Genomic DNA, 17,667 nt, shown 5'->3' with positions numbered 1-17,667 from the left:
AAATCTGAGCGCAGAGTTTATTATCACAACACGAGACAGATACCATAAAACTTCGCTTAAAGGCGCCGTTTAATTTTTTTTCGGGAATTTCTCTTTCATGAATTCTGCAATAAACGGGTTTGTGCTATCCGTTGTAATCGGCGTCATTGCGAGACTTTGAATAGGATCACGCTTTTCAACGTCACCTTTAAACTTACCGTAAAGAACACCAGCAATGTCGTTGTAGAGTTCAACGTGCGCTTTCAGCTCATCTGAAACCGTTTTGCTTGTCATGTGCTCTGTTACTTGAATTTCTGCCACTGAGCAGAACATTTCTAGGTCTGCATCAAAGCGATCTAACAGCTTGTGAGCTGCTTCAGGTGTATCAATAAACAGGTCTGCCATGTTAAGGTAATCATCACGACGACGCATTGTAAGAGGAGTAATACGAGACAGGACATTATGGAGCCAACCCATACGGTAAGCCTCAGTGAGCTTGTTCACTGTACTTTCATCTAGTCCGCGTCTGTCGATAGCGCCCTTATCCATATGAGCCAATTTCTCATCCCTCTTGAGTTATTTATTAACTTATATTATGGGAGTTATCCGCCATTTTTTCAAGTGCAGTTTTTATTGCTTTGCCCTTGAAATAGGCAGTTTTCCTTCTTATTTACTTATGGAACCGAGGAAAAGGACAAACGGGCCATGCAAAAACCCTTAGAAAACAGAGAGGTTACGGCTCTTGGTTTTGAGGTCGCGGATGAAATTGAACGCCGCGTAGATGAGGCATGCGCTCACTTTCCTGAGAAAAAAGACGCCCTCATGGATTACAGCCTCGCGTATGCGGATGCTTTTTTAGAAAGCAGAGGCAAGCTTCCTTCGGTTCAAGCCCTCACATCTATGGCAGAACTTGACACTGAGGCTATTCAGCAAGAAATAACAGACCTTCCAGAAAATATTGAATCTAAAACGCTGAATCATGTGCGCAATATGCCCATGTCACGCGCCCCTCACCTTGAGAAAATCTTTGGTGAAGGCAATGACCGCCTTTACTTTGAGTTTGAGGTGGAAGATTCACCTTTCATGACACGCACATCTCGTAAAGTAACAGACGCCCTTGCTGAGCACGGCTACGAAACAAACATGGAAGAGCGCACTGCCACAGATGACGGCGGTAAGAACAATACCAAAGTTGGCAAACTTCTCAGACGCCTTGGTGAAGATGACCTCCTAAAAGACTGGTCTAAAGCGACAGGCGGTCTACAAAAAGATGGTATGGTGGTTTTAAGCCGTAACCCGGGTGACATCGCCCGCGCCAGCACAGCACGCCGTTGGACAAGCTGCATTGATGAACGCTCAGAAGATGGTTACGCAGATAAACTGATTCCCCTCGCAGAAGAAGGCAGCATGATCGCTTACCTAACCACAAAGAGCGACCCTGACCTTCATAACCCCAGGTCTCGCATCCTGCTGAAACCTTTTATGAACCATGAAGGCCAAGTTGCTCTACTGGCTGATAAGGATTACGGCATTAGTGATATGTACTTCTGTAAAGCCATGGATGCTTTTTGTGCAGAACATAATGCAGGCCTAACAGGCAGCTTTAAAAAGATCAATAACATACAAACAGATGGAATCAGCGAGTTTAAGCTAAATGATGAAGGAACGCTCACACCAGTCACAGGTGAAAAAGCAAAGCTCATCCCTTCTTATATTCGCCATGGTGCTTGTACAGCTGAAGAGTTTTTAGATTTCTTCCAGATGCCTTACACGGAGCATGAAGACGGTACAATTCATGTGCCAGATGTGATTGACCTCAAAGGCCAGCAGATTATGCAGCTACCAGATATGCGCGATGTCCGCAATAAAGGTTTGAACCTGTCAGAAACACAGCTTACAACCTTAAAAGGCTGCCCAGAAATTGTTGAGGGCTCTTTTGATTGCTCTTGTACCCCACTTGAGTCTCTAGAAGGAGGACCACAGGTAGTCAAGGGCGCTTACTATGCTGGCAAAACCAATATTCGTGATTTGAAAGGTGTTGCCCAAGATATTACTGGATGCCTTGACTTTGATACAAGCCAGCTTGAAAGCTTAGAAGGTGCACCGCCAGAAGAGACTGTTTACTTTTATCATACTCCAATGGCGGAAGCTTATCCTGATGGTTCTGTACGGGTTTCAGATTGGTTAGAAGACCAAGAACAAGCTATAGAAAGATAGCTTGTTTTATTTGCTTAGTTTAAAAATTAACTTTTCAAAAAAAAACGCCCGCAAGGGCGCTTTTTTAAATTGCTCGTACTTCCTTCACATCGTCAGGCAAGTGATGCTGAAGCATGGTTTCAATCCCCTGCTTAAGCGTTACGCTAGAGCTTGGGCAACCACTACATGCGCCATGCATTTCTAGGTAAACAATACCTTCATCATAACCACGGTAAACAATGTCACCACCGTCTTGTGCCACAGCAGGACGCACTTGCGTATCAATCAGCTCTTTAATTTTAGAAATCACAACAGGGTCCGCGTCGCCATCGCCAATATCTTCTAGCTTTGGTGCTTCCGCTGAACCTTGCAGTACAGGGTCCCCACTCTCAAAGAACTCTTCAAGGACTGGAGCAATCCCTTCATTAATGGCCGGCCATAGAAACTCTTCATCTTTTGTAATGGTGAAGAAATCACTCCCAATAAACACACCTGTTACGCCAGACACTGTAAACAAACGCTTTGCAAGAGGTGAGCGTTCTGCTGTTCCAGGTGTTGGAAAGTTCGCGCTACCGCCCGGCAAAATGAGTTTACCTAGCTTGTATTTCAGGCTGTTAGGGTTAGGTGTCCGCTCGGTGCGGATTGTCATTACATCTTCAGTCATAATAAAATAGAGTACTCATTTCGTATTATTTGTCAGAACAATATGCAGCGAAGTCTGATATTTGGCAAGCACTTAGACAACGAAAACCGCAAAAATCCGTTGCATATAGGGCACAACCACTCTTTAGGGTTAAAAATTTTTACTTGGATATTTGGAGAAAGAAACATAATATCATGGGCAGGTTAATTGAATACGGGATAGAAAAACAAGATGCTTGAAAAGCTCATACCAGGCCTTACTCCAGAAGAAGGACAAATTCTAAAGCCGTACTTTAAAGCGAAGACCGCCCCAGTGGGGTCTATTCTGATCGAATATGGTCAGACAGATCGTGACCTCTATTTTCTGATTAGTGGTAACTATGAAATTTACCGTAAAGTTCAATATTCTAACCGCCTTGCGGCCCTTAAAGTTGCCAGCCTTGAAGCCCCTCTTCTGCTTGGAGAAGGTAACCTTCTACTTCAACAAGAGCGTAACGCAACCATTCTGGTCAGCCGTCAAGCCAAGTACTTTATGCTTGAGTATGATGACTTCCTGAAGATTCGTAGCGAACACCCAATGATCGCTATTAAACTGCTTGAGTATGCGGGTCACGTGATGACAAAGCGCTTCAACGAGCTGCAGAACATGGTCTTCACAAAACTGATTTCTAACTCACCAACACTTGAAATTGCCAAGGATAAACTGAAGAAGTTTATCGCATCTGGTGATGTTGTGCCCTGCTCTCCTGAGCTTGCTAAAAAGCTGTTTAGTATTACAAATTATAATCCTGATCTTGATAAGGCTGAAAAAGAAGAGCAATAATTGCTCTTCTTTTTTAGCTTCTACGCTTAGTTGCGCCAGCGTTTTTCCATAGAGATGTATGTAAACGATGCTGACCAAGCAATCATCAAGAGACCAAGCAAGGCCTCAATTCCTGTAAGAAGGCGCACTGCCTGTGTTGGAATAATATCCCCAAAGCCAAGAGAGGTATAAGTCACGATAGAGTAATACAACGCATCAACAAAGCCTGCGTGATACATATCACCACTCTCTGTCACAAAATGGCCAATTTCAAAACCGTTGATCAGTATCATATAACCGCCAGCGAATAACCAAACCTGAATGCTATGCGCGAAAAAGAGTGCGAAGAGCAAAACAAGTGTTTGCTTAAGGTGATGCTTCTTCTCAATCTTTTTCAACACTTTATTAAGTGATGCAAACGTATAGAAATGCACAAATGTGCAAAGTATAATGAGAGTCGCTGCTACGATTGTCCCTCTAAAAAAGCCTTGCAGTACAAGCTGGTCTATGAACCCAATACCTGATGCATCCATGTGCCAAATTCCTCTCCTGCTGTCATATCTAAAATCATGAAGGCTGGGTTTTCATTACGGCTGAGTCGTTTGATCTCATTTTCCAGCGCCGCGATCTTATCAGCACGTGTTTTAATAATCAATGGGCGTTCTTGGGCATCAGCCACTTGGCCTTGCCACATGTAAACACTATCGACCGTTGGCAAAATATTTACGCAAGCCGCAAGGCCTTGGCCAATGAGGTCCTCTGCCCATGCATGAGGGTTATCTTGTGCGCTACATGTTGTGTAAACCAGCTTGAGAGACATATTTATTCTTTCTTTTTTAGTTGGCAAAGTTTAGCACAACTCAAAAAGATTCTGCTACCTCACATTGAAAAATCATAAACCATAACCATAATTTAATAAAATCACCCTGTTTACCGTTGAGGACAGTTATGACAATTACTGAAAGCTCCATCCAACAAGGAATTGAGTTGAAAATTATGCAGTTTATGTTCAGCTCTGCGCTGAGTGCCATGATGGTGGCTGGCAATTACTTCGGTCTGTTGAGCCTTACCGCAACACTGACCATCCTGCTATGCATCGCTGCGCAACTCGCTTTCTTCCACTGGAAACTCCGCAGCATCTTTTTTAAAGAAGCTTGCCAAGAGTATGGCCTTAAAGGGAATGAAAATCTTGCAATTTTGTTCCGTAAGTTTGGTCTTCCAAACTGGCTATAAAAGCGAGCAAGCCACCCCTTCGGGGGTGTTTTGCTTTTATAGGCTTGAAAACAAAGATTTTAAGAACCATATATTGCATACGACCTATTCTGTTCACCGTTTTCATCCTGAAAGGATAACTCATGCAACTCTCTGAAGTTCTCTCGCAAGATGAGTTCAAGGCTTTCAAGCAAGGGTTATTTGCTTTTGCCGCTTCTATCCATGCAATGTGCATTGTGACAGTAATCTCAATGCTGTACATGTGCTTCATTGCAGATTTAAGCATTTGGGAAGCCCTGAAGATTAACACTATCACGCTTGCCATCGCCTTGAGCACTGTCACTGCATGCGTTTTCACCATGACAGACTTCTTTTCTGTATGCAAAACGTATGGTTGGAACCCTGTGCTCACAATCTGGCAAGGTGTAAAAGCCTTTCGCATCAAGCTTTAAAGGATCATCCCTATGGCTAAGCTCACGAAGTCTGAGCGCAAAGTGCTCAATAAAGGTGTTCGCACCCTGTTGATGTACTACGCGCTGGTCGGCTTTACCCTGTTCTACCTGCTCAGCAACTGGATGTTCGGCATTTACTACCAGTACCTGCCCTATTTCATCATTGGCGTCGCGCTTTGCATCAAAATGGATGCGCACCGCAATGACCGGAAATACGTCCAACTCTGCAAAGAGCGCGGCATCAAGCCCCACTGGAACGTTTTTGCTGTCATCAAAAGCACATCCAAATAAGCGAACTTCTACAACACCCCGCATTTATGTGGGGTGTTGCTATCTATGAAAGTCTTGAATTCTCAAAGAACTATCACCATATGATAGGTACTTTCTCACTCAGTGCACCGTTTTCAAAAGGAGGACAACATGTCCAACGCACACCCCATCCCCATGGAAGATCGTCGCGCCATCGCCAAAGGCGTTCTGTTTCAAACTGTCGCCTACATTCTGGTGGTTATTGCGACCATCAGTGTGGCTCTGAGCTTCATGGGCTTCAACAACTCTATTGCTGTGATTGCCGGTTTGGCCGCACTCGCCATGAACCTCAAGTTCATGCACGTTAGGAATCGTGCAGATGCCCTGTGCAAACAGTATGATATTCCGCATTACTACAATGTATTTGCCATCGCCCGGGCCATCGCCTGACACTCGACAACCAGAACATCCCGCCTAAAAGCGGGGTGTTTTGCTTTTCCCCTTTTCATTCCAGCCTATCTCCCCTACACTCGAGTCATTCAAATATGTTTTCCTTTTCCAAGTCTCAGGAGCAATCCTTATGTGGGATAAAATCCCTGAATATAAAAAGACCATTCGAAAAGGCCTCGAAGTTCGCAAATATAAAACCTATGGTGAAGGTGTTTTGCTGGTGATGCTTATTTTTTCTAGCCTCCTTGTTGGGTATAGTGAAGCACTCCTTATGGTTTTTATTGTCCCCTCTTTCTTTTTGTTTGTTGGGCATCTTCTTATTCTTAGATTTATGGGCTATTTTGACGCCTGCCATTTCTTTGGAATAAGTGGGCACGCGCCAGATCACATCATTGAAAGACGCCTCCTTGGCCAACCGATTCCAGAAATTGCTAAATTTTTCTGGATCATTGAAGATCGATAAAAGCCCCCGCTATTGCAGGGGCTTTTTCTTTTGTATCTCTCTAGTTCATCTTAAGAGCGGCGGCAAGGCGTTCTGCAACTTCCTTGGCGTCTCCAAAGATCATAGAGGTGTTATCCATTGTAAAGAGTGCGTTATCTACGCCTGCGTAACCTGCGTTCATGCTACGCTTTACAACGTAAACTGTCTTCGCTTTGTACGCTTCAAGAATCGGCATACCGTATAGTGGGCTGCTCTTCACATTTTTGGCGTCAGGGTTCACAACATCGTTTGCACCCACTACCAACACAACATCTGTTGTTGAGAAGTCTGCGTTGATATTATCCATTTCAGCCACATTCTCATATGGTACATCTGCTTCAGCGAGAAGAACGTTCATATGCCCTGGCATACGACCCGCAACAGGGTGAATGGCAAAGCGTGTTTTAATGTTCTTCTCATCCAGAATATCCATCACCTCACGTAGAGCATGCTGTGCTTGCGCCACCGCCATACCGTAACCCGGTACAACAACCACGCTGTTTGCGTTTTCCATCATGAAGGCTGCATCGTCTGCGCTGGCTTGCTTAACTGTACCACCTGTCGCCATAGCTGCTGCGCCTGCATCATCGTCAGCACCAAAACCGCCAAGCAGAACGTTAAAGAAGCTACGGTTCATCGCTTTACACATTACGTACGTCAGGATGGCACCAGAAGACCCGACAACAGAACCAGTGATGATAAGAAGCGTGTTTTCAAGCGTGAAGCCTGTTGCCACAGCTGCCCAACCACTATAACTGTTGAGAAGGCTCACAACCACTGGCATATCTGCGCCACCGATTGGAATAATAATGAGAATACCAAGTACAAAAGCGATGGCTGCAAATGCGTACAGCATGTTGACATCACCGTGCTGAATGTAGAGCACACCCGTTGCAATCATCGCAAAACCAACAAGTAGGTTAAACACGTGCTGCATTGGGAAGGTAATCGCTGCGCTCTTCATGTAGCCACTCAGCTTAGAGAAAGCGATGATAGAACCACTGAATGTAAGTAGACCAATCCATGCACCCATAAAGATCTCTGTGCGGTCCCCTGCTGTGTCACCAGCCAGCGCAAAGTGCATACCGATACCAATAAGGGCTGCAGCAAGACCACCAAAGCTGTTGAGGATTGCCACAAGCTGCGGCATAGAGGTCATTTTAATTTTAAGGGCAATCGGCACACCCACAATGGCACCAGCAACAATACCCGCAACGATCCATGTGTAGTCAGTGACACTTGGATGCATCAGCGTTGTGAGAATCGCAAGGCCCATACCGAGCATCGCAAGCAAGTTACCACGGCGAGCACTGCGTGGGTGTGAGAGACCTTTCAGGCCAAGAATAAAGAGAACACCACAAGCTAGATACAGCAGCGCAAAGGCATCTGCATTTAGATTTAAAGTGTTTTTAATTGTTTCAAAATAACTATTTAGCATATCAAATTAACTTTTCAGTTTAATATTAATTTCATTTCAAAATATGGTAGGCATGAGCGAAAATGAGGGCTTGCGAGAGCCGTAGCGCAGTGTATTTGAGATACATGAGCAACGGAAGTGGAGCAAGCGATCATTTGCAGCCATGTCCTAGCGTGGTTTTGACTTAGATTTAAACATCGCAAGCATGCGGCGCGTGACTGTAAAGCCGCCAAAAATATTAATGCTTGCAAAGAAGACCGCTAGGAAACCGATAATTTTGTAAAGCTCGATACCCATCACTTGAGCATCTGTGTAAACCACTGTACCTGCCACCAGAATGGCACCCACAATAACGATACCACTAATGGCATTACTTACAGCCATAAGCGGCGTGTGAAGCGCTGGCGTTACATTCCAAATAACAAAGTAACCAATAAAGCAGGCCAGAACAAAAACCATAATCAGTACGGTTAGCATTGAAAGTTCCATCATCTCTATCCTTTCATGAAGCAAATAAGGGCGATGACACCAAGGAATAAACCAAGGCCTTTCATCATCGACAGTTGCTCTTTAAATACAAATACACCAATAAGAGTGGCGGTTACGAGGCTGGCCATAATAATGGCATTGGCACCGATACTAATTTCAACACCACGGCCATACATTTCGGCATAACCAAGGTTAATCATGTTTACACCCACACCAGCAAGAATCACATACATCCAGCTTTTTGCATCTGTTGGCACGTTAAACGGTGCCTCACCTGTAAAGTGTCTAAACGCAAAGTAGCTAATAGACACAAGTAGCACCACACCACTGTAGAGCATGTTAAACAGCGCTGGCGTAAGGCCTGTAATGCTTTTTGCTGCAATGTTAAAGATGGCAATACCAACAACAGCCCAGCTTGCAAAGAAATACCAAGGCATCATCATGATTCCACCTTCCCTTCAAACACGCTCAGAGCCGCATCAACAATATCGTCTTCACGGTCGTAAACCAGACGGCCATCCTTCACAAGGAGCGCCATAAGGTTCAGTACGTTACCTGCGTAGAAGTGGCTGGCATCCGTTGCCGCCATGCTTGGGTAGTTAGTGTGACCCACAAGGCTAACACCATGGCGAATCACAATTTTGTTTGCTTCAGTCAGCTTACAGTTACCGCCTGCAGCAGCAGCCATATCTACAATAATGCTACCGTCCTTCATACCTTTTACAGTGTCTTCTGTAATCAGCTCAGGGGCTTCACGGCCTGGAATCAGCGCTGTTGTCACAACAACGTCAGCCTTCTTCAGAACCTCTTGTAGAGCCGCTTGCTGTTTTGCTTTGGCATCAGCGCTCAGCTCTTTGGCGTAACCGCCCTCACCTGAACCATCTTCACCAAGGTCAATATCAATAAACTTAGCGCCAAGGCTTTCTACCTGCTCTTTCACTTCAGGGCGTACGTCAAACGCTTGTACAGCAGCACCAAGGCGGCGCGCTGTTGCAATGGCTTGAAGGCCCGCAACACCCACACCTAGCACAATCACGTTTGCTGGGCGAGAGCTCCCCGCTGAGGTCATCATCAGTGGGAAGTAGCCTTTGTAGAGGCTAGAGGCTTCAATAACCGCACGGTAGCCTGCAAGTGAGGCCTGAGACGATAGCGTGTCCATTGCCTGTGCACGGCTTGTGCGTGGAATGCGCTCCATAGACAGCGCGTTCACTTTATTTTTAGCAAGAGCTGCAAAAAGCTTCGTGCTGTTAAATGGGTCTAGGTTACCAAGTAGAAGTGCACCTTTTTTCATTTGTGCAGCCACACCCATTGCTGGTGGCGTTACGCGCACCACAATGTCAGATGTCGCGTAGATATCGTCTGCGCTGGCAACAAGAATCGCGCCTGCCTTCTTGTAAGCGTCATCAGAAAAATCTGCGCCCTCACCGGCACCTTTTTGAATCACAGCCTTTGCGTCTGGGTAGCTTTTAAGAAGCTTACCAATGCCTTCAGGCGTCATCGCCACACGGCACTCGCCTTTTGCTGTTTCTTTTACAAATCCAAATGTTAAGCTCATATGGTTATTTCTTTTTTATATATCTTTAGAAACCAAAATTTAGTGTGCTCACAATAGAGCGTTTTTATGCGTACTTCAACATATACATGAGAGAATTTTGTATAGCAAGCTTTAAAATAGCACAACACATGTACTATTTATAAAATTTCACACTGTCAGCAAAGTGATACCTATAGTTGTTGTGGCACCTATAAGACCTTAAGGAACTATTAGGGGTTAGATATGTCAAAAAACAGAAAAGCATTACTTAGAAAAGCATTACTTGCTATTACACCAACACTACTACTTACAACGCTAGAATCTCAAGCACAGCTCACGCCTGTTGAGGGTGTTTCTAGGCAAGTTGGCTCACTTAGAAATACCATTGACGGCTTTCGTCAAAATGTAAACAGTGAGCTTACAGCACTCAGCAATAGTATTTCGGGATTGAGAACAGAGGCAGATAGATTGCTTCAGCAACAAAGTAATGCATATGACTGTGCCAACAGCCATATGCTTTATAATGGTTCGCACTGCATAGGGCTACCAACAGCCAGCGCAGCGCCTGCCCCATCAGCTTCAGCACCAACTGTTGCCTCAGCACCAACTCCAACACAAAACACATGCACAGCATCACCTGAGCTTTGCGCAATTTATAGCGATGAGCTCGGCCGCGCACCAGACCAAGCTGGAGCACATTTTTGGCAAGGTGAGATGGACAGACTTCAAGGTTCAGGCATGACAGCAGCGCAAGCCGCTGCAGAAGTGCGCCAACATATTGCAGGCTCTAATGAAGCCACAACAGGTGCTATGTCTGTGGAAGAAACAGTCAATTATCTAAACTACGCCAATACAAATAATATCTCAAACCCAACTGCAAGCTGCACAAGCGGCACGCAATGCTAAAAAGAGTGCATGATATGAAACTCAAGAAAGCCTTTATTCTACTTACAGCACCGGCACTGCTGGCATTCCCTGCAGACGCCCTTGCACAAAAAGCAGAAACAGAAAACCTTTCAAGACAAGTGAATACGCTCAGTATTGCTCTAAAAAGCTGGAAGACCGTGCTGGCAGGTCAGCTTGATGTCTTAGATACAGAACTCTCAAGTTTGAGAGCTGATGCTGATCGCATCTCGAGTAATCAGAGCCATTCTCACTCATGTGCCAATAATGGCATGCTTTTTAATGGATCCTCATGCATACCACTACAATAGAGGGATATGTCGCATTTAAAAAGGCGCCAATGTGGCGCCTTTTTAAGTCAAGATCAATTCAACCTTAGCGAATCACTGCTTGGTAAAGATCTTCGAACTGTTCGTTCTGATGGCGGATCTCAGGCATGTTGCCCTTCTCCATAGCTTTAATCACTTTACGTGCAATTGATGGCTTGATTTCATGCTGTTCGTTAAGAACGTCTAGAATATCTTTCAGTTCAGCTTTTGCTTCTTCAACACTGCGGTTTACGTTCAGCGCTTGCTTGAAATATTCTTTTACTTTTTGTCTATCGTGATCAGACTCGATATGCATGACTTATCCCTTATTTTTGAAACTTTTGAATGTGGAATAAACTAACGTGTATCTGCCTAAGTGACAAGAGCTGTTTTGGTTATTTTTTCCTTTCTTGACTCTCGGCCTGTCAGGTTGAGGCGGTGCCCTGCGCACAGACACACTGCCTGCCATTTAACACCTTATTTATATCTTGCAAAGGCACGGCTGCTCTGCAGCTTACCCTACTTTGTACCTTTGCGCTCGGCGCCCTTAAGCGCCGGCTGCGCTTTGCTCCGCAAAGTACTAGGACACAATAGAAGTGTTGGCCTATGAGAGTGTGAGGCGAGTAGCCGAACCAAAACGTTCAGGCGTTTTGGGCGGTTTAAAAAAGCTAAAAGCAGGACGGAGTACTGTTTTTACAAGGAAGGTTTTAAACCAAGACTCTAGCTTGCGTTGAATTTTATTTTACAAATTTTATATTTGAAAAATAAAAGACAGGAAGCAAGCTACAAAAAACTAAGTAATCGGCTCAATGTAAACCGCTGTACCTGTTGCAGCAACAAGAAGCATTGTCTTATCACCACCTGATACCTCACCGTAGTCAATATCAATACCGATAATGGCGTTACACTCAGATTGCTGAGCCTGCACTTGGATTTCATGAAGAATAGATTCACGCGCATCTGCAAGAGCATTTTGGAACGCACCAGAGCGTCCACCAACAATATCACGTACTTTTGCAAAGTAATCCTTAAACAGGTTGGTACCCATGACCGCTTCACTGGCTACCATTGGGCCGTAACGGCGAATGGTGTAACCTTCAACATAAGGTGTTGTTGTGAGTAGCATTTTTATCTCTCCCCTTGGCCAATTTATCTATTGGCGCTTGTTCTTTTAAGAAAATTCGTTTTTACTAGTATGGTAACAAACCTAATTTTGAACAAGAAAAAGAACATAAACCATGTCTTACGAATCAGAAAAGCGCCAAATTAATATTGTATCTGTGATTATTCTGGCACTTTCAATTGCGGTCGCTTACCTGCTCTTCACAATGATGAGCCAGAAAGTAAAAATTGAAATTGCTCAGCAAGAAATTACCCGCCTTGAGTCTAACCTTGATATTTTCTCAAAATCTCTTGGCCAGCTTGAAGCAAAACAAAGCGTTTACATGAACAATGAAATCCCTGCTCCAATTAGCCTAGACGCCATTGGTGGCCCACAGTTAGATAACCTACAAGGTAGCCTAGATGAACTGAACAGCAGCCTGAGCATTGTTGACGACATGATGAAGGTTCTTGATGAACTTGCTATAAAAGCAAAAGAGCTTGAAGAAGCTGAAGCACGCGGCGAAGACGTAAGCGAGCAAATGGAAGAAATCAGTAAAGAGCTTAAAATGATGGAAGACAGCATGATGGAAATGACAGGTCTTACACCTGATAAAGTTTCTATGGATACTCACATGGACTCAATGATGGAGCCGATGATGGAACCAATGAATGAGCCGATGATGGACTCACTCACAGATGACATGCCTGAAGAGTTCTAAGCCTTCAAAATTTAAAAAGTCCCGCTACTGACGGGACTTTTTCTTTCGATGGGGAGACTGAAGAACAGCTCCAAGCAGGTTTAAGGCTTCATATGCCGCAGCAATAGCTTCTGGTGTTTCTTTATCAGGAAACTCTTCCAGATGGCGTTGATAAGCTCTTTTGAAGGTCTTCACGTCTTTGCCCCGATACTGGAAACAAATCGCAAGCTCCTTCTCTACAAATGCTTCACCCATAATGTTGACTGCCCCTTCATAAAAGAAAGGCACAAAATGCAAATGCATGAGGGCTTGCGTGTCTTTGTAAGGCGGGATGAAAAACCTATAATGATGCTGCTTCGCGAGACGAAACGCTTCATTGGCGCAATGGATCAGCGCCTTCACATGGCGTTCTTGGATACGACCCTCCATTACTGCCCATTAAAGGCACTACGCAAAAACGTCAGGTTTATCACAATGGCCTCACGCTCCGCATTACCTTCTTTTACACCGTCCAAGGTGGCAATAATCTTGTCCACATCATCACCGTCAATGGCATAGCTCTGGGCACGTAACATACGCAAGGATTCATCATCACCAAAGCGAGCTCTCAGCACAGCAACAGCATGAGATAAACCCATAGTACTCATAACGAAGAACATGCCCTTATCATGACCCGGGCCAGATTTATACAAATCCATTGTTGTCTCACACAACACTTGGATACGTTTAGCCGCCTTTTTGCCTTTACGGTCAAAAAGTGCGAATTTAATCTTCTGAGGAAGTGAAAACTGCATCAGAAAAACTCCTTGAAAACAAAAGATAAGAGATCAGAATTGATTTCAACATAGCGAGCCACTCATGTAACGTCAAACAAAAAGCCCCTTACACAAAAGGGGCTTTTCTCGATTTAGTCTGCAGAGCTCAAAAGGCGTGCCACGTCAAATACGCGATCACGGCTTACTTTGAACTCTGATTCAACACCGTCACCATCATAAGCATCAATGAGTTTGAGCACGGCCTCGCGGCACGGCTTATAACCAAGATCACTCAGAGCATGAGCCACACTGGCACTGCTCATCTGGTGATGTTTACGCAGCACGTCTACAGCAAGGCAAACAAACATCAAATTTAAAGTGGTGGTCCCTTTATGGGTCACAGCTCCGTCTTCGCTTACGCTAAATATTTCAAAGTCAAGCTCTTCAGCCTCTTTGAGCACTACGTCAAAATACGTCATAATCGCTTCATAAAGCTGCTCTAGCGTCGCGTCTTCCCACCGTTCAAAACCTAAAGGCATGAGGTTAGTCCTTAGAAAAAGAAAGAATTAGATTGAGATACACCCTCATCGTAAAGATTCACTACGACGCTGTCAAACTGAAATGCTATTCATAAAAAAGGAGCCCCATGAGGCCCCTTTTCTGTGTTCTTTAAGAACTTAAGCGCACGCACATTTGCCAAGGCAAAGGCCGTCTTCTTTATCTGCAGTGTACAGGCCTTTTGTGGCTAGGCTGTTCATTTTAGCGCGGTGCAGGAATGTTGCACGCGCGTTTTCAACAGCATCATCACGTCCGCCCCAAGCTTGTAGAGCCGCACCTTGAAGTGCACGTCCGTAAGAGAAGCTGAGTGGCCAAGGTAGGTCACCATCAAGTTTGTTCATCAAGTTCAGGTGCTCAGTTGCTTGGATATCTGTTTGACCACCAGATAGGAACACAACACCAGCAACGTCTGCAGGCACGCTTTCCTTCAGGCATTTAACAGTCATCTCTGCCACTTGCTGCGTTGTCGCGCACACGTCGCACACATGACCTTCAATGACCATGCTCGGCTTTAGCAGAACACCTTCAAGGTAAACACCATGCTCTTTAAGTTTAGCAAAGAGTGCTTTATGCACACGTGTTGTTGCTGCGTAAGCTTGGTCAATTGTATGAACAGCATCTGCGGCATCCATCAGCATTTCAGGCTCAACGATTGGCACAATACCCGCCTGCTGGCACATTTTTGCGTAGCGCGCGAGGCGGTCACAGTTTTCTTCAACACACTCAGCACTTGGCAGCGTATCTGTAATGCTAAATACGCTGCGCCACTTGGCAAAACGTGCACCCAGCTCAAAGTACTCAGCCAAACGCTCAGGTAAACCATCTAGGCCGTTTGTTACTTTTTCACCCGGCTTAAAAGCATCTTCTAGACCTTGGTCAACTTTAATACCTGGAATGACACCATGCGCCATCATATCTGTTGCAAATGTCATTTTGCCGTCTAGGCGTTCTTGACGAAGAGTCTCATCAAATAGAATTACACCACTAATGTATTCAGCTGCACCGCTTGTGCTAAAGAATAGATCGCGCATTGCACGACGGTTATCTTCTGTGTTTTCCATACCAATGCTCGCAAGGCGCTTACCAGCTGTGCCTGTGCTTTCATCAGCGGCAAGAATACCTTTTCCTGATTTCACCAGATTATCTGCGGTGGTTTTAAGAGCTGCTTTATCCATAAGAGATGTGCCTTCTTCTTGTTAAAAATTATTGGTTAAAAGGGTACGCCTAAAGTGCCATTGACGCAAGCAATAGCTTCTCGGCGTAAAAAAGGCCTGACGAGCAGGCCTTTTGAATATTTTGATATTAACGAGACATACCGTCGTCAACTTGCATTTCCATCTCACGTCCCGGCTTAAGCTCTGGGGCTTCACCTGTTGTACGAATGTAGCTATGACGCATATTCGTCATCACTGCCTGTACTTTTTCAGCTTGCTCCGGGCTAAAGTTACCATGCGCTTCTAGCTCTCCAACCGGCTGGCCGACCTCAAACTTTTGCCCCATAAAATGTACTGAATCTTGTAGCTGAGGTTCCTCACCTGAAACAGCACTTTTACGAGAAAGCTGAGTCACAACAACTTGACCGTCATGATCTCTTCCAAGCTGCATCATACACTCATCTCTACCAGGCATATGATCTTGGCTATATACTTCTTCAGCAAACAGCTGGCCATCTTGCTCTAGACCAAATGCAATTTGCTTCTCAAATACATGTCCAGGTGCCTCTCGCTCTGCTTTTTGATTCGCATGTACTGCTTCACCAACACCATGGTTAATATGTACGGCAGCAGTCTCTAGATACTTCTCCGCATTTTCAAATGTTTTATACGCTCTGTCAGAGGTCGCAAGTTCAAGGTCCTTTACCTCACCAGACATGGGGCCACCAACAGAAAAACGTACACCTTCAACATCAACATGTTCTGGATGTGTATAAGCTTCAAACTCTTCATTTCTACGGTCTTGGCTTAGGCCTTCATCAGCTTGCATGCGTTGAGCAAAACGTACTGTAGATGCACCAGAGCGATGAATTTCATCAATAACAAATGCACCATCCTCACCTTTAGAACCAGTAATGTAATAGGTATCTTTGTTTGGAGCATCAGCAGCAGACATAGCCTGACCTTCAGTCGCTTTTGCGCGCTGCTCCATTGTACCTTTGTGCAAAGCTTCAAAAGTTCCGTTATCCAGATCTCTTTCAAAAACCATTGTGTGCTTTTCAGACATTTTACTGTTCCTCCCTAAGGCCTACATAGACTGTTCAAATTCTCGAGTTGGCTGGTTACCAGCATCACGGTCTTCTGTACCGTGCACCCTTTCACTCCACTGTTGGCGTGATTGAGTCACAACCATTTCATTCATATCTACAGTGACAGGGACTTTTTCACCGAAAGCTTCCTGTGACTGACTAAAATCTGCGCGCATTTCATCGAATTCTCGCTGTGCTTGGTAATCCCCTGCTTTATCTGGATCTACCATGGTAATTTCATGACCTTCTTTAAGGAGCATACCATGAATTTCTTTTCCTTCAGGCTTAACATGATACTCAACATCACGCTCTGTGGCCTCACCTCTTGCAAAGGCTGCTTTAATCTCATCTGTATAGGCATCGTCACGTGTAAGTGAATTTACAACAAGCTTACCATCTTCATGCTCTTTAAACGTCACAACGTAACGTTCTCTTGTTTTATCCTCATGTGAAAGCCCAACATAGTTTGGGTCATGTTCCTTAAAAGGAGTAGAATACATCTTACCGTCGTTGGTAAATCCAACGACCATTTCTCCTTTTACGGATCTGTATCCATTTTGATCACGCATGTGCAGATTCCTCCTAAACCTAACTACCCTGAGTATTTATAGTGTGTAGAAAAAGCAAAACCCTGCCATTCCTGACAGGGTAAAGTATTTAAACTTTAAGTCTTTTTAGCTTTCAGACTTATATTGAGCACCAAGCACCCTGTAATGCTCAGCTGACCAAGGAAGATAGTCAATCTCATCTTGTGTCATATCACGCATCTTTTTCGCTGGCATTCCACTCCAAAGCTCGCCCTTTTTAACAACCTTACCCGGGCTAACGAGTGCACCAGCAGCAACCATAGCACCACTTTCTACACGCGCTCCATCCATAACAATTGCACCCATACCAACAAATGATTCCTCTTCAAGCACACAGCCATGCAAGATAGCGCCATGCCCAACCGTGACACGGTCACCAATTTCAAGAGAGAACTTTTTGTTTGTTACATGGCAAACCGTGCCATCTTGGATGTTTACGTTTTCACCAATACGCACATGATGCACATCACCACGAATGGCAACATTAAACCAAATGCTGGTCCCTGCCCCAATGTGGACATCACCCGCAATTGTGGCACTTGGCGCCACGTAAGCTGTTTCATCAATAGCTGGAAGCGTTCCCTTGAATGGTAGGATAAACGCCATATT

27 protein-coding genes are annotated in these 17,667 nt (G+C 44.8%); 10 read left to right on the top strand and 17 right to left on the bottom strand.

The window, feature by feature from the left end; genetic code table 11:
- Positions 1–69 precede the first annotated feature (69 nt).
- A complete protein-coding gene (locus tag VX730_08105) occupies positions 70–537 on the bottom strand; it encodes a hypothetical protein (GenBank protein MEC9292348.1) in 468 nt (155 codons plus the stop codon).
- A gap of 147 nt (positions 538–684) precedes the next feature.
- Between VX730_08105 and VX730_08100 the strand changes: the two genes are divergently transcribed.
- Complete coding sequence (locus VX730_08100; protein ID MEC9292347.1) at positions 685–2,196, top strand: hypothetical protein; 1,512 nt, start codon at positions 685–687, stop codon at positions 2,194–2,196.
- 64 nt (positions 2,197–2,260) lie between these two features.
- Here VX730_08100 and VX730_08095 read toward each other — a convergent pair whose 3' ends face one another.
- Entirely contained in the window at positions 2,261–2,824 is a 564-nt protein-coding gene (locus tag VX730_08095) for a NifU family protein (GenBank protein ID MEC9292346.1), read from the bottom strand.
- A 225-nt stretch (positions 2,825–3,049) separates the two neighbouring features.
- Here VX730_08095 and VX730_08090 point away from each other — a divergent pair, with 225 nt between their 5' ends.
- Positions 3,050–3,640, top strand: coding sequence for a cyclic nucleotide-binding domain-containing protein (locus tag VX730_08090; GenBank protein MEC9292345.1), 591 nt, complete (start codon positions 3,050–3,052; stop codon positions 3,638–3,640).
- A gap of 26 nt (positions 3,641–3,666) precedes the next feature.
- Here VX730_08090 and VX730_08085 read toward each other — a convergent pair whose 3' ends face one another.
- On the bottom strand, positions 3,667–4,152 hold the full coding sequence (locus VX730_08085) for a potassium channel family protein (protein ID MEC9292344.1): 486 nt from the start codon (positions 4,150–4,152) through the stop codon (positions 3,667–3,669).
- A complete protein-coding gene (gene cutA / locus VX730_08080) occupies positions 4,125–4,439 on the bottom strand; it encodes a divalent-cation tolerance protein CutA (GenBank protein MEC9292343.1) in 315 nt (104 codons plus the stop codon). The genes VX730_08085 and cutA overlap by 28 nt, the downstream gene beginning before the upstream one ends.
- A 128-nt stretch (positions 4,440–4,567) precedes the next feature.
- Here cutA and VX730_08075 point away from each other — a divergent pair, with 128 nt between their 5' ends.
- The 5 genes from VX730_08075 to VX730_08055 all read left to right on the top strand — a co-directional run bounded on the left by VX730_08075 (position 4,568) and on the right by VX730_08055 (position 6,445).
- Positions 4,568–4,852 (top strand): hypothetical protein, encoded by a 285-nt coding sequence (locus VX730_08075; protein ID MEC9292342.1) that lies wholly within the window; start codon positions 4,568–4,570, stop codon positions 4,850–4,852.
- A 122-nt stretch (positions 4,853–4,974) separates the two neighbouring features.
- Positions 4,975–5,283, top strand: coding sequence for a hypothetical protein (locus VX730_08070; GenBank protein ID MEC9292341.1), 309 nt, complete (start codon positions 4,975–4,977; stop codon positions 5,281–5,283).
- A 12-nt stretch (positions 5,284–5,295) separates the two neighbouring features.
- Positions 5,296–5,574 carry a hypothetical protein gene (locus VX730_08065; protein MEC9292340.1) on the top strand — a complete coding sequence of 93 codons (279 nt, stop codon included), beginning with the start codon at positions 5,296–5,298 and terminating at the stop codon, positions 5,572–5,574.
- 129 nt (positions 5,575–5,703) lie between these two features.
- Positions 5,704–5,982, top strand: coding sequence for a hypothetical protein (locus VX730_08060; GenBank protein MEC9292339.1), 279 nt, complete (start codon positions 5,704–5,706; stop codon positions 5,980–5,982).
- A gap of 130 nt (positions 5,983–6,112) precedes the next feature.
- Positions 6,113–6,445 carry a hypothetical protein gene (locus VX730_08055; GenBank protein ID MEC9292338.1) on the top strand — a complete coding sequence of 111 codons (333 nt, stop codon included), beginning with the start codon at positions 6,113–6,115 and terminating at the stop codon, positions 6,443–6,445.
- 40 nt (positions 6,446–6,485) lie between these two features.
- Here VX730_08055 and VX730_08050 read toward each other — a convergent pair whose 3' ends face one another.
- The 4 genes from VX730_08050 to VX730_08035 form a co-directional block, all read right to left on the bottom strand.
- Positions 6,486–7,901, bottom strand: coding sequence for an NAD(P)(+) transhydrogenase (Re/Si-specific) subunit beta (locus VX730_08050; protein MEC9292337.1), 1,416 nt, complete (start codon positions 7,899–7,901; stop codon positions 6,486–6,488).
- A gap of 147 nt (positions 7,902–8,048) precedes the next feature.
- The gene (locus VX730_08045; protein ID MEC9292336.1) at positions 8,049–8,369 is read right to left on the bottom strand and encodes a proton-translocating transhydrogenase family protein; all 321 of its coding nucleotides are present in this window, start codon (positions 8,367–8,369) and stop codon (positions 8,049–8,051) included.
- Positions 8,370–8,374: 5 nt separating this feature from the next.
- Positions 8,375–8,812 (bottom strand): hypothetical protein, encoded by a 438-nt coding sequence (locus VX730_08040; protein ID MEC9292335.1) that lies wholly within the window; start codon positions 8,810–8,812, stop codon positions 8,375–8,377.
- A complete protein-coding gene (locus VX730_08035) occupies positions 8,809–9,924 on the bottom strand; it encodes a Re/Si-specific NAD(P)(+) transhydrogenase subunit alpha (GenBank protein MEC9292334.1) in 1,116 nt (371 codons plus the stop codon). Before VX730_08035 ends, VX730_08040 begins: the two co-directional genes overlap by 4 nt.
- Before the next feature lie 222 nt (positions 9,925–10,146).
- Here VX730_08035 and VX730_08030 point away from each other — a divergent pair, with 222 nt between their 5' ends.
- Positions 10,147–10,809, top strand: a complete 663-nt coding sequence (locus tag VX730_08030) for a hypothetical protein (protein MEC9292333.1) — start codon at positions 10,147–10,149, stop codon at positions 10,807–10,809.
- Positions 10,810–10,823: 14 nt separating this feature from the next.
- Positions 10,824–11,117: a hypothetical protein gene (locus VX730_08025; GenBank protein ID MEC9292332.1), complete on the top strand. Its 294-nt coding sequence runs from the start codon at positions 10,824–10,826 to the stop codon at positions 11,115–11,117.
- Positions 11,118–11,181: 64 nt separating this feature from the next.
- Here the strand turns inward: VX730_08025 and VX730_08020 are convergent, their stop codons facing one another.
- The gene (locus VX730_08020) at positions 11,182–11,430 is read right to left on the bottom strand and encodes a hypothetical protein (protein ID MEC9292331.1); all 249 of its coding nucleotides are present in this window, start codon (positions 11,428–11,430) and stop codon (positions 11,182–11,184) included.
- A 477-nt stretch (positions 11,431–11,907) separates the two neighbouring features.
- Positions 11,908–12,240 (bottom strand): heavy metal-binding domain-containing protein, encoded by a 333-nt coding sequence (locus VX730_08015; GenBank protein ID MEC9292330.1) that lies wholly within the window; start codon positions 12,238–12,240, stop codon positions 11,908–11,910.
- 112 nt (positions 12,241–12,352) lie between these two features.
- Here VX730_08015 and VX730_08010 point away from each other — a divergent pair, with 112 nt between their 5' ends.
- Complete coding sequence (locus tag VX730_08010) at positions 12,353–12,937, top strand: hypothetical protein (protein MEC9292329.1); 585 nt, start codon at positions 12,353–12,355, stop codon at positions 12,935–12,937.
- 24 nt (positions 12,938–12,961) lie between these two features.
- On the opposite strand, the gene VX730_08005 is transcribed toward VX730_08010, so the two are convergent.
- From VX730_08005 to VX730_07975, 7 genes are all read right to left on the bottom strand, one after another.
- Entirely contained in the window at positions 12,962–13,318 is a 357-nt protein-coding gene (locus VX730_08005; protein MEC9292328.1) for a hypothetical protein, read from the bottom strand.
- 26 nt (positions 13,319–13,344) lie between these two features.
- Positions 13,345–13,710 carry a hypothetical protein gene (locus tag VX730_08000; protein ID MEC9292327.1) on the bottom strand — a complete coding sequence of 122 codons (366 nt, stop codon included), beginning with the start codon at positions 13,708–13,710 and terminating at the stop codon, positions 13,345–13,347.
- A gap of 113 nt (positions 13,711–13,823) precedes the next feature.
- Positions 13,824–14,210: a hypothetical protein gene (locus VX730_07995; GenBank protein MEC9292326.1), complete on the bottom strand. Its 387-nt coding sequence runs from the start codon at positions 14,208–14,210 to the stop codon at positions 13,824–13,826.
- 138 nt (positions 14,211–14,348) lie between these two features.
- Positions 14,349–15,404: a class I fructose-bisphosphate aldolase gene (locus VX730_07990; protein ID MEC9292325.1), complete on the bottom strand. Its 1,056-nt coding sequence runs from the start codon at positions 15,402–15,404 to the stop codon at positions 14,349–14,351.
- A 127-nt stretch (positions 15,405–15,531) separates the two neighbouring features.
- On the bottom strand, positions 15,532–16,449 hold the full coding sequence (locus VX730_07985; protein MEC9292324.1) for a hypothetical protein: 918 nt from the start codon (positions 16,447–16,449) through the stop codon (positions 15,532–15,534).
- 21 nt (positions 16,450–16,470) lie between these two features.
- Complete coding sequence (locus tag VX730_07980) at positions 16,471–17,040, bottom strand: hypothetical protein (protein MEC9292323.1); 570 nt, start codon at positions 17,038–17,040, stop codon at positions 16,471–16,473.
- Between the two features lie 105 nt (positions 17,041–17,145).
- Positions 17,146–17,664 carry a gamma carbonic anhydrase family protein gene (locus tag VX730_07975; GenBank protein ID MEC9292322.1) on the bottom strand — a complete coding sequence of 173 codons (519 nt, stop codon included), beginning with the start codon at positions 17,662–17,664 and terminating at the stop codon, positions 17,146–17,148.
- Positions 17,665–17,667: the final 3 nt, after the last annotated feature.

The sequence above is a fragment of the Pseudomonadota bacterium genome, from assembly GCA_036141575.1.
Lineage (GTDB): Bacteria > Pseudomonadota > Alphaproteobacteria > UBA2136 > JAPKEQ01 > JAPKEQ01.
Note: the sequence above shows the minus strand (reverse complement) of the source record. Positions and strands in the feature narration are given on the sequence as shown.